At 61.5% G+C, this 14,309-nt stretch carries 13 protein-coding genes and 2 pseudogenes; 3 read left to right on the forward strand and 12 right to left on the reverse strand.

Annotated elements, in window-relative coordinates:
• The first annotated feature begins 9 nt into the window (after nucleotides 1-9).
• Nucleotides 10-1,230, forward strand: coding sequence for a beta-ketoacyl-ACP synthase I (gene fabB, locus AC5QPF_RS21815; RefSeq protein WP_494959846.1), 1,221 nt, complete (start codon nucleotides 10-12; stop codon nucleotides 1,228-1,230).
• Between the two features lie 89 nt (nucleotides 1,231-1,319).
• On the opposite strand, the gene AC5QPF_RS21820 is transcribed toward fabB, so the two are convergent.
• The 4 genes and pseudogenes from AC5QPF_RS21820 to AC5QPF_RS21835 all read right to left on the reverse strand — a co-directional run bounded on the left by AC5QPF_RS21820 (nucleotide 1,320) and on the right by AC5QPF_RS21835 (nucleotide 4,323).
• The gene (locus tag AC5QPF_RS21820) at nucleotides 1,320-2,183 is read right to left on the reverse strand and encodes a methyl-accepting chemotaxis protein (protein ID WP_494964229.1); all 864 of its coding nucleotides are present in this window, start codon (nucleotides 2,181-2,183) and stop codon (nucleotides 1,320-1,322) included.
• Between the two features lie 39 nt (nucleotides 2,184-2,222).
• Nucleotides 2,223-2,945 (reverse strand): annotated as a pseudogene (locus AC5QPF_RS21825) (MCP four helix bundle domain-containing protein); the annotation flags it as partial.
• Between the two features lie 145 nt (nucleotides 2,946-3,090).
• Nucleotides 3,091-3,198, reverse strand: a pseudogene (locus AC5QPF_RS21830) (DUF3859 domain-containing protein); the annotation flags it as partial.
• Between the two features lie 120 nt (nucleotides 3,199-3,318).
• Complete coding sequence (locus tag AC5QPF_RS21835) at nucleotides 3,319-4,323, reverse strand: amidohydrolase family protein (RefSeq protein ID WP_494959847.1); 1,005 nt, start codon at nucleotides 4,321-4,323, stop codon at nucleotides 3,319-3,321.
• 98 nt (nucleotides 4,324-4,421) lie between these two features.
• Between AC5QPF_RS21835 and AC5QPF_RS21840 the strand changes: the two genes are divergently transcribed.
• Nucleotides 4,422-5,282 (forward strand): pirin family protein, encoded by an 861-nt coding sequence (locus AC5QPF_RS21840; RefSeq protein WP_494959848.1) that lies wholly within the window; start codon nucleotides 4,422-4,424, stop codon nucleotides 5,280-5,282.
• Nucleotides 5,283-5,370: 88 nt separating this feature from the next.
• Here AC5QPF_RS21840 and AC5QPF_RS21845 read toward each other — a convergent pair whose 3' ends face one another.
• The 4 genes from AC5QPF_RS21845 to AC5QPF_RS21860 all read right to left on the reverse strand — a co-directional run bounded on the left by AC5QPF_RS21845 (nucleotide 5,371) and on the right by AC5QPF_RS21860 (nucleotide 9,101).
• Nucleotides 5,371-6,093 (reverse strand): dienelactone hydrolase family protein, encoded by a 723-nt coding sequence (locus AC5QPF_RS21845; protein WP_494959849.1) that lies wholly within the window; start codon nucleotides 6,091-6,093, stop codon nucleotides 5,371-5,373.
• Between the two features lie 60 nt (nucleotides 6,094-6,153).
• Complete coding sequence (gene htpG / locus AC5QPF_RS21850) at nucleotides 6,154-8,058, reverse strand: molecular chaperone HtpG (protein WP_494959850.1); 1,905 nt, start codon at nucleotides 8,056-8,058, stop codon at nucleotides 6,154-6,156.
• A 108-nt stretch (nucleotides 8,059-8,166) separates the two neighbouring features.
• A complete protein-coding gene (locus tag AC5QPF_RS21855) occupies nucleotides 8,167-8,628 on the reverse strand; it encodes a hotdog domain-containing protein (RefSeq protein ID WP_494959851.1) in 462 nt (153 codons plus the stop codon).
• The gene (locus tag AC5QPF_RS21860; protein WP_494959852.1) at nucleotides 8,625-9,101 is read right to left on the reverse strand and encodes a hotdog domain-containing protein; all 477 of its coding nucleotides are present in this window, start codon (nucleotides 9,099-9,101) and stop codon (nucleotides 8,625-8,627) included. Before AC5QPF_RS21860 ends, AC5QPF_RS21855 begins: the two co-directional genes overlap by 4 nt.
• A 157-nt stretch (nucleotides 9,102-9,258) precedes the next feature.
• Between AC5QPF_RS21860 and AC5QPF_RS21865 the strand changes: the two genes are divergently transcribed.
• Entirely contained in the window at nucleotides 9,259-9,558 is a 300-nt protein-coding gene (locus tag AC5QPF_RS21865; protein ID WP_458978210.1) for a hypothetical protein, read from the forward strand.
• 63 nt (nucleotides 9,559-9,621) lie between these two features.
• Here AC5QPF_RS21865 and AC5QPF_RS21870 read toward each other — a convergent pair whose 3' ends face one another.
• The 4 genes from AC5QPF_RS21870 to sucC form a co-directional block, all read right to left on the reverse strand.
• Entirely contained in the window at nucleotides 9,622-10,362 is a 741-nt protein-coding gene (locus AC5QPF_RS21870) for a DUF599 family protein (protein WP_494959853.1), read from the reverse strand.
• Between the two features lie 198 nt (nucleotides 10,363-10,560).
• Nucleotides 10,561-11,868 carry a branched-chain amino acid transport system II carrier protein gene (brnQ, locus tag AC5QPF_RS21875; protein ID WP_494959854.1) on the reverse strand — a complete coding sequence of 436 codons (1,308 nt, stop codon included), beginning with the start codon at nucleotides 11,866-11,868 and terminating at the stop codon, nucleotides 10,561-10,563.
• A 336-nt stretch (nucleotides 11,869-12,204) separates the two neighbouring features.
• Complete coding sequence (gene sucD, locus AC5QPF_RS21880; RefSeq protein ID WP_016393102.1) at nucleotides 12,205-13,089, reverse strand: succinate--CoA ligase subunit alpha; 885 nt, start codon at nucleotides 13,087-13,089, stop codon at nucleotides 12,205-12,207.
• Nucleotides 13,089-14,255, reverse strand: coding sequence for an ADP-forming succinate--CoA ligase subunit beta (gene sucC, locus AC5QPF_RS21885; RefSeq protein ID WP_023629628.1), 1,167 nt, complete (start codon nucleotides 14,253-14,255; stop codon nucleotides 13,089-13,091). The genes sucD and sucC overlap by 1 nt, the downstream gene beginning before the upstream one ends.
• Nucleotides 14,256-14,309 lie beyond the last annotated feature (54 nt).

Here is a 14,309-nt window from a genome sequence, read left to right on the forward strand (position 1 = left end):
GTTATTCGCATGCGCCGCGTCGTAATCACCGGTCTGGGCATCGTTTCCTGCCTGGGCAATGACAAAGAGACCGTCTCCGAAAACCTGCGTAAAAGCCGTCCGGGCATCCGTTTCAACCCGGAATACAAGGAAATGGGGCTGCGCAGCCAGGTTTCCGGCTCCATCGACCTTAACCTCGAAGAACTGATCGACCGCAAGGTCTACCGCTTCGTCGGCCATGCCGCAGCCTATGCCTACCTGGCGATGCAGGACGCGATCAAGGATTCCGGCCTGACCGAAGAGCAGATTTCCAACCCGCGTACCGGCCTCGTTGCCGGCTCCGGCGGCGCCTCGACCCTGAACCAGATGGAAGCGCTGGACACCCTGCGCGAGAAAGGCGTCAAGCGCGTTGGTCCGTACCGCGTGACCCGCACCATGGGCAGCACCGTCTCCGCGTGCCTGGCCACCCCGTTCAAGATCAAGGGCATCAACTACTCGATCTCCTCTGCCTGTGCCACTTCCGCACATTGCATCGGCACAGCGATGGAGCAGATTCAGTGGGGCAAGCAGGACATCGTGTTCGCCGGCGGCGGTGAAGAAGAGCACTGGAGCCAGTCGTTCCTCTTCGATGCCATGGGCGCCCTGTCGACCAAGCGCAACGAAGACCCGAGCAAGGCCTCCCGCGCCTACGACGCCGACCGTGACGGCTTCGTCATCGCTGGCGGTGGCGGCATGGTGGTGGTCGAGGAGCTGGAACACGCCCTGGCTCGTGGTGCCAAGATCTACGCGGAAATCGTCGGCTACGGCGCCACTTCCGACGGCTACGACATGGTTGCCCCGAGCGGCGAAGGCGCGATCCGCTGCATGCAGCAAGCGCTGTCCACCGTCGACACCCCGATCGACTACCTGAACACCCACGGCACCTCGACCCCGGTCGGCGACGTCGCGGAAATGAAAGGCGTGCGTGAAGTGTTCGGCGACAAGGCTCCGGCCATCAGCTCGACCAAGAGCCTGTCCGGCCACTCCCTGGGCGCCGCTGGCGTGCACGAAGCGATCTACTGCCTGCTGATGATGGAAGGCAACTTCATCGCCGGCTCGGCCAACATCGACGAGCTGGATCCGGAAGTCGCCGACCTGCCGGTCCTGCGCGAAACCCGCGAAAACGCCAAGATCGACACCGTAATGAGCAACAGCTTCGGTTTCGGCGGCACCAACGCCACCCTGGTGCTGAAGCGCTGGGAAGGCAAGTAAGGGGTCATCCCTTACCGATAAAAACGCCCCGACTGGTTCGGGGCGTTTTTGTTTTTGGACCTCGAAGCCTGCGATGAGCCCCTCAAGCCTTACACCGAAAAACGCCGCACCAACGTGTTCAGATCTACCGCCAACTGCGACAACGCCTGACTCGCCTCCACCGTCTGGCTAGCCCCCGCCGAACTTTGCAAGGCCAGGTCGCGGATATTGGTCAGGTTGCGATCCACCTCGCGCGCCACCTGCGCCTGCTGCTCCGAGGCACTGGCGATCACCAGGTTGCGCTCGTTGATCCGGCTGATCGCCGCAGCAATTTCCTCCAATGCCGCCCCAGCCGCATGAGCACCATCCAGGGTATTGCGCGCCCGCTCGCGGGTCTGCTGCATGCCACCCACGGCGCGATCAGTGCCTTGCTGGATACCCTCGATCATCTGCTCGATTTCCCGGGTCGACTGCTGAGTGCGATGAGCCAGGGCCCGCACCTCGTCCGCCACTACGGCGAAGCCTCGCCCTGCATCCCCGGCCCGCGCCGCTTCGATCGCGGCATTGAGTGCCAGCAGGTTGGTCTGCTCGGCGATCGAACCGATCACATCGAGCACCTTGGAAATCCCGTGCACTTGCTCCGCCAACTGCCCTACCTCGTCGACGTTGGTACTTACCCCTGCCGCCAGCGCTTCGATGGACACCACGGTCTGCTGCACCCGGACCTGGCCCTCGCGGGCGATGCGATCGGATTCGCGGGACGCTTCCGAAGTGGCCACGGCATTGCTGGCCACCTCCTCCACTGCTGCGGTCATCTGATTCACCGCAGTGGCCGCCTGTTCGATTTCCTGGGTCTGCTGCTGCAAGCCACGGGTTGCATCCTCGGTCACCGCGCTGAGTTCTTCCGAGGCAGAGGCCAGTTGGTTCGACGAGTCGGAAATGCGCCCGATGGTATCGCGCAGGCTCTGCTGCATTTTCTTCAACGCCACCAGCAGGCGCGCGGGCTCATCGCGCCCCTGGATACTGATCTGCGGGGTCAGATCGCCGGTAGCGACCACTTCGGCCACCTGCAGCGACTGCGCCAGCGGGTTGACGATGCTGCGCGTCAGCACATAAGCAAGGATGACCGTCAGCACCAGCGCTCCCGAGAGAAGGACGATAACCCACAGCCGCGCGCTGACATACACTGTCTGCGCCTTGTCGGTAGCCATGTGGGCATGCTGGTTGTTGAGGTCGATCAACTGGTTAAGGGTGGCGGTAAGGGTGTCGGCCAACTGGTTCATTTCACCGTTGACTACCTTCGCTGCCTCATCGACCTGAGCACTGGTCGCCAGTTCCATCACCTGCCGCTGCATGTCGAGGTACTGCTTCTGCAGCTCGAGATAACGGGCGAAAAGGGTTCGCTCTTCGGGTAGCACGATCAGCACGCTGTAGTCGTTCTGCGCCTTGTTCAGACCTTGCTTGAGGGATTCGATGCGCTCCATGTTCTGCCGCTGCGCCACCGGATCGCGGTTGACCAGCAGGCGCAGGGTCAGGGCGCGGATGCGGAGCATGTCCTGACTCATCTGTCCGACGTTGATCACGCTGGGCAGCCAGTTGCTCTCCACCTGGTCGGACTGTTCGCGCATGCTGGCCATCTGCGCCAACGCGAACAATCCCAGTGTCACCACCAACAGCGCCAGCAAGCCGAACCCCAAACCCGCCCGCGGCGCTATGTTCAAGCTTCTAAGACTCATCGATCGGTTCCTTCCGGAAAAGCACTGCACAGGTCGGCAGCTGACAAATCCTTTTAGAAGGTATCGGACCGTAGAGTTTTTGCGTAAGAAGAAATAGTGATATCAAATCGCCTTATGATTGCGACAGTAAAGTCACCGCGAGGTTTCAGCGCATAGTGAAACGTTTCTCTGCCAGCAGGCGATCACCCTGGAACACCATGAAGTGCCACTCGCCCGGTACGGCTTCGTGATGCTCGGTGAGCTCATAGGCCAGGCTAGCGATGCATATCAGCCCGACCAGGGCGCTAAAACGGCTCATCAACATATTGCGCTTCTTTTGTTGTGGATCGCGGCAGACTTTGACTCGAGCATGACAGGCTGATGACAACCCCGCTCAACGCGGCTTCGGCAGCACCATGAGGAAATTGTCGCGGGCCACCTTGCGCGCGATGTCCTCGGGCAAGGCGTCGAGGAATGGCTCGAAGCCGTGCAACTGCTCGCCAAGACTGCCGAAACGCCCGACCACGTCAGAACCGAGCATGAACCGCTCGGGAAAACGCTTGACCAAGGCAAGCCACTGATCCTGTGGCTTGCCTTGGTCATCGAGCAGGTAAGGTTGCAGCATGCTCCAGGAGAGGTCCACATAGAGGTTCGGATAGTCTTCCAGCAGACGTTCCAGCGTCGGGAGGAGAAAGTCCATCTGCGTCTGGTGCCGATGGATCTCCATGCTGCTGCCAGCATGGGCCCAGATGAACCGGGTGTGCGGGTGGTTGCGCAGCGGCTCCTCGATCTCCGCCAGGTACAGCGGGTTGCGCTCGCGCTTGGAGGTGATGTTGGAATGCAGCAGCACCGGCAAGTCCCGCTCGGCAGCCAGATGGTAGATCAGTGTCATCGCCTCGTTGTTGGCCCTGGGCGTATCACCGCTGGTGAGCGCGGTGAGGTCATCATGACGGGTGAAGACCTCGCCGATGCCCTGCCACAACCCGGGATACAGTTCCAGCATGCGCTCGATGTGAGTCACAGCGTTCTTGTCCACCGGGTTGAAGCCGGTGAGGAACGGGTGAAAGCGATTGCGTTGCTCTGGCGGCAGCTTTTCCAGTGCCGCAGCGACATAGGTGTCGGTCGCGCTGTACCAGTAGGCGTCGGCGTCGTCACCAGCGTAGTAGCGCGGGCGCTTGGGTTCGTCCTCGTGCCATTTCTTCGCCACGGGGATGCCGCTGATCATCGACTGCTCGATGCCCGCCTTGTCCATGGCCTCCAGAAGCGCCGGCATGCCCTCACTTTCCTGGAAGAAATCGACGTAGTGCAGATGCGCGTCGCTGTAGCGATAGTCCCGCGCCTGGGCATCGATCATCAGCACACCGGCGAACAGCATTCCGCCAAAGGTCCTACCTAACATTCCTACCCTCCTTCGCCATGCTTCGGACAGGGTAGACCGCGCGCCGCCTACGGCGGTTCGCTATGCTAGGGCCACGTTGTCCTTGCTGGAGCCGCACCATGACCTCGCCACTGATCATCCGTCCCCGCGCCGAATCGGTGGAGGGCCAACCGATCCTGCGGCCGCTACCGTCGGCGAAATGCCGCAGTGTCGGCCCGTTCGTATTCTTCGACCATATGCTGGAAACCGACTACGCGCCCGGGCACGGCATGGATATCCGCCAGCATCCCCATATCGGCCTGTCGACCCTGACCTATCTGTTCGAAGGGGAATTGCTGCACAAGGACAGCCTCGGCTCGGAGCAGCGGGTGCGGCCCGGCGAGGTGAGCTGGATGACCGCCGGGGCGGCTATCGCACATGTGGAGCGCACGCCAGCAGACCTGCTGGAACGAGGTTCGCGACTGCATGGCCTGCAGGTGTGGCTGGCCTCACCAAAGGAGTGGGAGCAAGGGAATGGGCACTACAGCCATCACAGCGCAACCGCCCTACCGGTGAGCGAGGCACTGGGGGTGCAGATCCGCATGATCGCCGGCAGCGGCTTCTGCCTGGAATCGCCGGTGCCGGTGCTTTCCCCTACCCTGTATGCAGAGGTGTTCATGGAGGCGGCGACGACACTGTGCGTGCCGACCGAGCATCGCGAGCGGGCGGTATATCTGTTGTCCGGCGAGGCGAGCCTGGATGGCGAGGCGCTGGAGGCGCAGACTCTGGTGGTGCTGGCAGAGGGCGAGGAAGCGAGCCTGTACGCCGATGGCGAGTGCCATCTGGCGATCATCGGCGGCGCGCCGCTGGATGGGCCACGGCGGATGAACTGGAATTTCGTGGCGAGCGATCCGGGGTTGATCGAGAAGGCCCGGGAGATGTGGGCGGCCGGGGATTGGCCGGTGGTTCCGGGTGAGTCCGGAAGAATCGAGTTGCCCTGAAATCAGTCATCGCGGGCAACGCCCGCTCCCACAGTGTCCGTCGTACGCCGATCCATTGTGGGAGCGGGCGTTGCCCGCGATGAGGCCCTCAGGCCTTGAACACTTCGTCCAGCAGATCATGCATCGCCGCGAATGCCCGCTTGGCGGTCCGCGCGTCGTACATCATCTTGCCCGGCACATTCGCCCCAGGATCGGTGAACGAGTGCACCGCGCCGCCGTAGCTGGTCAGTTGCCAGTCCACCCCGGCAGCATCCATCTCGGCCTCGAACGCCGGCAGTTGCTCCTTCGGCACCAGTGGATCGGCCGCACCGTGCAACACCAGCACCGAGCCCTTGATGTTCTTCGCATCCGCCGGGTTCGGCGTATCCAGGGTGCCATGGAACGACACCGCCGCTTGCAGCGGCGCTCCATCGCGGGCCAGCTCGAGGGCACAGCAACCACCGAAGCAGAAACCGAACGCCGCCAGCTTGCCCGGGCTCAGCACCGCCTTCGACTGCCCAAGCAATTGCGCCACCGCCGCCTGCATGCGCTTGCGCAATTCGGCACGGTCGTTCTTCAGCGGCATCATCGCCGCACCCGCCTCCTCAGCGTTCTGCGGACGCACCGACTGGCCATAGAGGTCGGCGATCAGCACCACGTAGCCTTTCTCGGCCACCGCGCGAGCGATGCGCTCGGCGCCTTCGCTGATGCCCATCCAGTTCGGCGCCATCACCAGCGCCGGCTGCTGCGCACCGTGGGTGTACAGCAGGCGGCTTTCATACGCCTGGCCGTCGACGTGGTAAACCAGCGATTCGATCGTGACATTGCTCATCGATTTCTTCTCCTTGCACCATGAAAAAAGCCCGCCGAAGCGGGCTTTCCTGCAACTACATCAAACCGACAACTCGACCAGCAGCTTGTTCAGCCGGCGCACGTAAGCGGCCGGGTCCTTCAGGCTGTCGCCGGCGGCCAGCGCCGCCTGGTCGAAGAGGATGTGCGAGAAGTCGGCGAAACGGTCTTCGCTCTGCTCGTTGTCCAGCTTCTCGATCAGCGGGTGGCTCGGGTTGAATTCGAAGATCGGCTTGGAGTCCGGGACCTTCTGTCCGCTGGCTTCGAGGATCTGGCGCATCTGCAGGCCTAGGTCCTGTTCACCGATGGCGAGGATCGCCGGCGAGTCGGTCAGGCGGTGCGACACGCGCACTTCGCTGACGCTGTCGCCCAGCGCGGCCTTGAGGCGCTCCACCAGGCCTTCCTTGTCCTTGGCGATCTCTTCCTGGGCCTTCTTGTCCTCTTCCGAGTCCAGCTTGCCCAGGTCCAGGTCGCCACGGGCGACGTCGACGAAGCTCTTGCCGTCGAACTCGTTGAGGTAGCTCATCAGCCACTCGTCGATACGGTCGGTCAGCAGCAGCACTTCGATGCCTTTCTTGCGGAAGACTTCCAGGTGCGGACTGTTCTTCACCTGCGCGTAGGACTCGCCGGTGAGGAAGTAGATCTTGTCCTGGCCTTCCTTGGCGCGCGCCAGGTAGTCAGCCAGAGAGACGTTCTGCTCGCCGCCCTCTTCATGAGTGGAAGAGAAGCGCAGCAGGCCGGCGATCTTCTCCTTGTTGGCGAAGTCTTCCGCCGGGCCTTCCTTGAGGACCTGACCGAAGTTCTTCCAGAACGCCTTGTACTGCTCGGGCTCGTTCTTCGCCAGCTTCTCCAGCATGTCCAGCACGCGCTTGGTCAGCGCCGACTTCATCGAATCGATGATCGGGTCTTTCTGCAGGATCTCGCGGGAGACGTTCAGCGACAGGTCGTTGGAATCGACCACGCCCTTGATGAAGCGCAGGTACAGCGGCAGGAAGGATTCCGCCTGGTCCATGATGAACACGCGCTGCACGTACAGCTTCAGGCCGCGTGGCGCTTCGCGCTGGTACAGGTCGAACGGTGCGCGGGCCGGGACGTACAGCAGCGAGTTGTACTCCAGCTTGCCTTCGACCTTGTTGTGGCTCCAGGCCAGCGGGTTCTCGAAGTCATGGCCGATGTGCTTGTAGAACTCCTGGTATTCCTCGTCCTTGATCTCGGTACGCGGACGGGTCCACAGGGCGCTGGCGCGGTTGACGGTTTCCCATTCCTCGGCCGGCTTCTCTTCGCCTTCGGCGGCTTCGGCCTGCTTCGGCAGTTCGATCGGCAGGGCGATATGGTCGGAGTACTTCTTGACGATATTGCGCAGGCGCCAGCCGTCGGCGAACTCTTCCTCGCCCTTCTTCAGGTGCAGGACGATACGGGTGCCGCGCTCGGCTTTCTCGACGGTGGCGACTTCGAAGTCGCCCTCGCCTTTCGACGACCAGTGCACGCCCTCGGCGGCCGGCGCACCGGCACGGCGGCTGAACACGTCGACCTGGTCAGCGACGATGAATGCAGAATAGAAGCCTACGCCGAACTGACCGATCAGGTGCGAGTCCTTCTTCTGGTCGCCGGTGAGGTTCTTCATGAAGTCGGCGGTGCCGGACTTGGCGATGGTACCGAGGTGCGCGATCACTTCGTCGCGGCTCATGCCGATGCCGTTGTCTTCGAGGGTGACGGTGTTGGCGTCCTTGTCGAAGCTGACGCGAATCTTCAGCTCGGCGCCACCTTCGAGCAGCTCTGGCTTGGCCAGCGCTTCGAAACGCAGCTTGTCGACGGCGTCGGAGGCGTTGGAAATCAGCTCGCGGAGGAAGATTTCCTTGTTCGAGTACAGCGAATGGATCATGAGGTGCAGCAGTTGCTTCACCTCGGTCTGGAAGCCCAGGGTTTCTTTTTGAGTCTCCACACTCATGGTCTTCAAAACTCCGATCTGATGGCATTGGTCACGCTGGCAGGCGGCCTTCCGGGCTCGCACGACGCCAGTCGCGGCGGGATGAACAGCAGATGGGGCCGCCACGGACTATTTCAAGGGCGCGGCCAGCTCTTTGATCTTGAAATGCGCGCGGGCCGTGGCGATGGGCTCATTGACATCGCCTTGCCAGGCGGTTATCGCCACGTTGGTCACCCGACGACCCTGGCGCCATAGCTGGCAACGGGCCCAGGTGTCGCGGAAGTGACCGGCGCGCAGGTAGTCGATGGAGAAGTCGATGATCTTCGGAATGCTCGCGCTCTCGCTGAAGATCAGCAGGTACAGCGCCGCCGACAGCTCCATGAAGCCGGCGATCACGCCACCATGGATGGCCGGCAGCAGCGGGTTGCCGATGTTGTCCGGGTTGGCTGGCAGACGGAACAGCAGGTCGTCGCCGTCGCGGCTGCATTCGATGCCGATCAGGCCGGCATAGGGGATCAGTTGCAGCAAGGCGGAGTAATCGCCGCGACTGTGTGCCTCGCGCAGTTGCTGGTGGATGTCGGCGGGGATCATTGCGCATCTCCCTTGAGCTTGCGGGCGAAGTTGAGGCCGCCCTTGATGTCCTTACCCAGGCGCATATAGGTGCCGACCACTTGGGCGATGGGCTGCTCGGGGTCGTCCTGATAGGCGGTGCCGCGGATGAAGATCACGTCGCGGCTGACCCGGTAGCACTGGGCATGGCCAAACACGTCCTGGTCGGCGACGCCGGGACTCATGTAGTCGATGCGCAGGTCGAGGGTCGGGCACACCTCGAACTCGGGCAGCGAACAGAGGGTGGCCATGCCCAGGGCAGTGTCCATCAGGGTGGTGATGGCACCGCCGTGGATGGCTCCAGTCTGCGGGTTACCGACGATCGAGGGCGAGTACGGCAAGCGCAGGACAATACCTTCGGCATCGGCGGAATGAACTTGCATGTTCAATTTCTGACAATGACGCAAAGCGGAAAGGAAGCGTATGGCGCGGTGCAGCAACGGCGTTTCATTCATTTCCTAACTTTTCTCCATCATTGTGCGGACCTGCATAAGGCCAGCAAAAAGTCTATATGGATCCGTAACTTATATATCTGTATCGTGCGCGGAACTTAAACCACAAGGGACAACTCAAACGGTTTAAGTAATGCTATTCCACAAGGAGAAACACCCCATGCGTAAACCTTTTGCTTATGCCGTCATGCTCGCCGCTGCCCTGGGTCTCGCCGCTTGCGACAAAGCCAGCGAGAACAAGGCTCAAGATGCTCAGAAACATGCCGAGCAAGCCCAGCAGAAGATGGACGAAGCTCAGGATAAAGTGAACGAGGCCGCTAAAGAAAACGCCGAAGCCGCCAAAGATTCCGCCGAAGCTGAACAAAAAGCCGCTGAAGAAGCCGCTCCAGCTACTCCGGCTCCAGAAGCAGCACCGGCTACCCCGGCACCAGCCGCTCCGGCTGAGCCAGCCAAGCAGTAATTACTGCTGGAATAGAAAAACCCGACTCAGGTCGGGTTTTTTTATGGCTGGTTTTCGTGACGGTCAGGTATTTGCCTCATTAATCGTTTCAGCTGTCGTCGCTTCGGTCGGCGTAAACACCATCACGTCCAGAACATCCGAGTGGAACTCACGGCGGTAGAGAATCAATACCACTCCCGTACTCATCGCCACGAACGCCCAGGGACTGACAAACCAGCTTAATAACGCCATGCCGAAATAATACGAGCGCAAACCGAAGTTGAACTGGTTCGCCGCCAACGAGATGACACGTGCCGCCCGTGCGGCGAAGGCCTTGCGCTCCTGCTCGCTGACCTGGCGCTCGCCGATCATGGGCGCCGAGCCCACCAGCACGGCGGCAAAGTTGTACTGGCGCATACACCAGCTGAAAGTGAAGAAGGCGTAGACGAACACGACCGCCAGGCATAACAGTTTGATTTCCGACATGCTCTGCGAGGTCTGTTGTACCAGTGGCAGGTCGGCCAGCAGCGACAACGCGCGGTCCGAGGCACCGAGCACAGTGAGGATACCGGCGAGGATGATCAGCGTGCTGGAAGCGAAGAACGAGGCGTTGCGCTCCAGGTTGCCGATCACGCTGGCGTCGGCGATGCGGTTATCGCGCAGGAGCATGCGGCGCATCCAGTCTTCCCGGTAGAGGTGCATCACGCTGGCCAGGCACGCGGTGTCGCGGCCCTTCCAGATGGCGTAGCGGGTGTAGCCACCCCAGCAGACGATGAACCAGAGCGCAGCCAGCAGGTTGGTCAGGTTGGTTTCGATGAAGCTCATGGACGGTCCTGATCGGGAGAGACGGCCATTCGACGCCCACCAACAAGAAAAGACACACCGCTTCTAGGAGCTGGCTTGCCTGCGAAGGACCGCGCGTGCATGAAAAAGCCCCACCTTCTTGGTAGAAGGCGGGGCTTCGCGCAATCACCTCTGGCGGACGTTCATGGCTTGTGGCCTCGTCCGCCTGCAGGCATCACGTCAGGCGATCACTTCGCGCGGCTTGCCGAGCATGCGGTCGCACACCACGGCAACCACCAGGGTCACCACGCACGGCACCAGCCAGGCCATGCCCTGCTCGCTCAGCGGCAGGTGGGCGAAGGATTCCGGCATGTTGAAGCCGGCACCCTTCAGTGCATCGATGGTACCAATGATCAGCGACACCGCCATGACCGGAGCCATGATGCGGGTCTGCGAATGCCACATGCCTTTGCAGAAGCTCAGGCCGACCAGCACGATGCACGGCGGATAGATGGCGGTGAGTACCGGCACCGAGAACATGATCAGCTTGGTCAGGCCCAGGTTCGACACCAGCAACGAGAACCCTGCCAGCAGCACCACCAACGCCCGATAGGACAGCGGCAGCAGGCGGCTGAAGTACTCGGCGCAGGCGCAAGTCAGGCCGACCGCGGTGACCAGGCAGGCCAGGGCGATCAGTACAGCCAGGAAGCCGCTGCCCAGGGAGCCGAAGGTGTGCTGGACGTAGGCATGCAGCACTACCGCGCCATTGGTGGCGGTAGCGGCGATGTCATGGCTGCCGGCACCGAGGCGGAACAGGCTGACGTAGACCAGGGTCAGCCCGACACCGGCGATCAGGCCGGCGATCACCGCGTAACGGGTGATCAGCCGCGGCGACTCGACGCCACGGGAGCGGATCGCATTGACGATGACGATGCCGAACACCAGCGCGCCCAGGGTATCCATGGTCAAGTAACCCTGGATAAAGCCTTGGGAGAACGGCGCGGCGACGTAGGCCGGCTGTGCATCACCGATGGTACCGGCTGGCAGGGCGAAAGCAGCGATGCCGAGCACGGCCAGGGCGATGATCTTCAGCGGGGCGAGGAAGCGGCCGACGGTATCGAGCAGCTTGCCCGGGTACATGGACACGGCCAGCACCACGGTGAAGTACACCAGGCTGTAGATGAACAGCGCCAGCGGGCTCTCACCGGTCAGCGGTGCAACACCCACCTCGAAGGACACGGTAGCAGTACGCGGCGTGGCGAACAGCGGACCGACCGCGAGGTACGCTGCAGCAGCAAGCAGGCCACCGGCGATCTTGCCGATCGGGCTGCTCAGTTCGTCCATGCCGCCGCCGACCTTGGCCAGGGCGATCACGGTGACCACTGGCAGGCCGACGGCGGTCACCAGGAAGCCGATGGCCGCCATCCAGACATGCGGTCCGGATTGCAAGCCGACGATTGGCGGGAAAATGATGTTGCCGGCCCCGACGAACAACGCGAACGTCATGAAGCCAAGCGCCAGGATGTCCTGGCCTTTCAAAACTTTCATTTAAGGAAATACCACACTGCGTAAATCGGAATTTAGAGAGGGATTTCCCCTTGGGTTAGGGAAATGTTTTTTCCACCCTGATTGAGGCGGACTTTTATAGCGTGGCGCGGCCTTTTGGGCAGCGGACACGAATGAACGCGCATGGTACTCAATTTGCCGCTCTGGCGCACGGTTTCGGGTCGGTTTGTCCGATGAGTGAACCTGAATGTCGCAAACGGTTGCGCCACATCAAGCGGCACGGGCCCTTATGTAGGAGCTGGCTTGCCTGCGAAGGTCCGCGTCGGGAAACGAAAAAGGCCACCCGAAGGTGGCCTCTTTCTGCTGGTCAGCGAAGAATTACTTCTTCGCTTCCCAACCGGTCAGCTCGGCCAGGGCCTTGCCGATGTCAGCCAGCGAACGCACGGTTTTCACGCCAGCGTCCTGCAGGGCTGCGAATTTCTCGTCCGCAGTGCCCTTGCCGCCAGAGATGATGGCGCCAGCATGGCCCATGCGCTTGCCCGCTGGGGCAGTCACACCGGCGATGTAGGAAACCACTGGCTTGGTCACGTTGGCCTTGATGTAGGCAGCCGCTTCTTCTTCAGCCGAACCACCGATTTCGCCGATCATGACGATGGCTTCGGTTTTCGGGTCTTCCTGGAACAGCTTCAGGATGTCGATGAAGTTCGAGCCCGGGATCGGGTCGCCACCGATACCGACGCAGGTGGACTGACCGAAACCGGCGTCAGTGGTCTGCTTGACCGCTTCGTAGGTCAGGGTGCCGGAACGGGAAACGATACCGACCTTGCCTGGCAAGTGGATGTGACCTGGCATGATGCCGATCTTGCACTCGCCCGGAGTGATGACGCCTGGGCAGTTAGGGCCGATCAGGGTAACACCCAGCTCGTCGCACTTGACCTTGGCATCCAGCATGTCGAGGGTAGGGATACCCTCGGTGATGCAGACGATCAGCTTGATGCCGCCGAAAGCCGCTTCCAGGATCGAGTCCTTGCAGAAAGGAGCCGGAACGTAGATCACCGAAGCGTCGGCGCCGGTAGCCTCCACGGCTTCCTTGACGGTGTTGAACACCGGCAGGCCCAGGTGGGTGGTGCCACCCTTGCCTGGAGTGACGCCGCCGACCATCTTGGTGCCGTAGGCGATGGCTTGTTCGGAGTGGAAAGTACCCTGCGAGCCGGTGAAGCCCTGGCAGATGACTTTGGTGTCTTTATTGATCAGGACGCTCATTACTTGCCCTCCGCAGCTTTGACAACTTGTTGAGCAGCGTCGGTCAGGCTGGTGGCCGCAATGATGTTCAAACCGCTTTCTGCCAGTACTTTAGCACCCAGTTCGGCGTTGTTGCCTTCGAGGCGAACGACGACCGGGACCTTGACGCCGACTTCCTTCACTGCACCGATGATGCCTTCGGCAATCATGTCGCAGCGAACGATGCCGCCGAAGATGTTGACCAGAACGGCCGCGACATTGCTGTCGGACAGGATGATCTTGAAGGCTTCGGTAACGCGCTCTTTGGTAGCACCACCACCTACGTCGAGGAAGTTGGCTGGCTTGCCGCCGTGCAGGTTGACGATGTCCATGGTACCCATGGCCAGGCCGGCACCGTTGACCATGCAGCCGATGTTGCCTTCGAGGGCAACGTAGTTCAGTTCGAACTTGGCAGCGTGGGCTTCACGGGCGTCGTCCTGCGACGGGTCGTGGAAGGTCTTCAGCTTAGGCTGACGGTACATGGCGTTGGCGTCGATGTTGATCTTGGCATCGAGGCAGTGCAGATCGCCGTCGGCCTTGATCACCAGCGGGTTCACTTCCAGCAGGGCCAGGTCGTGATCCTTGAACAGCTTGGCCAGGCCTACGAAGATCTTGGCGAACTGTTGTACTTGCTTGCCTTCCAGACCCAGCTGGAATGCGAGCTCGCGACCCTGGAACGGCTGAGCGCCGACCAGTGGATCGATGGTTGCCTTGAGAATCTTCTCAGGAGTGTCGTGCGCGACTTTCTCGATGTCCACGCCACCTTCGGTGGAAGCCATGAACACGATACGGCGGCTCGAACGATCGACCACAGCGCCCAGGTACAGCTCTTTGGCGATGTCGGTGCAGGATTCGACCAGGATCTTGGAGACTGGTTGACCGTTGGCGTCAGTCTGGTAGGTCACCAGATTCTTGCCCAACCATTGTGCAGCGAACGCCTTGGCGTCTTCCTTGCTGCGAACCAGCTTGACGCCGCCCGCTTTACCGCGACCACCTGCGTGAACCTGGGCTTTTACAACCCACTCGGAACCGCCGATCTTGTCGCAGGCTTCTGCTGCAGCTTCAGGGGTGTCGACTGCGAAACCCTTGGAAACTGGCAGGCCGTATTCAGCGAACAGCTGCTTACCCTGATACTCGTGAAGATTCATGCTTTTTACCGTCTTCGTTAGGTACTGCGCTTCGGCGCTGCGCCCGTGAGGGGT

The sequence above is a fragment of the Pseudomonas sp. Con_6 genome (genome assembly GCF_059379395.1).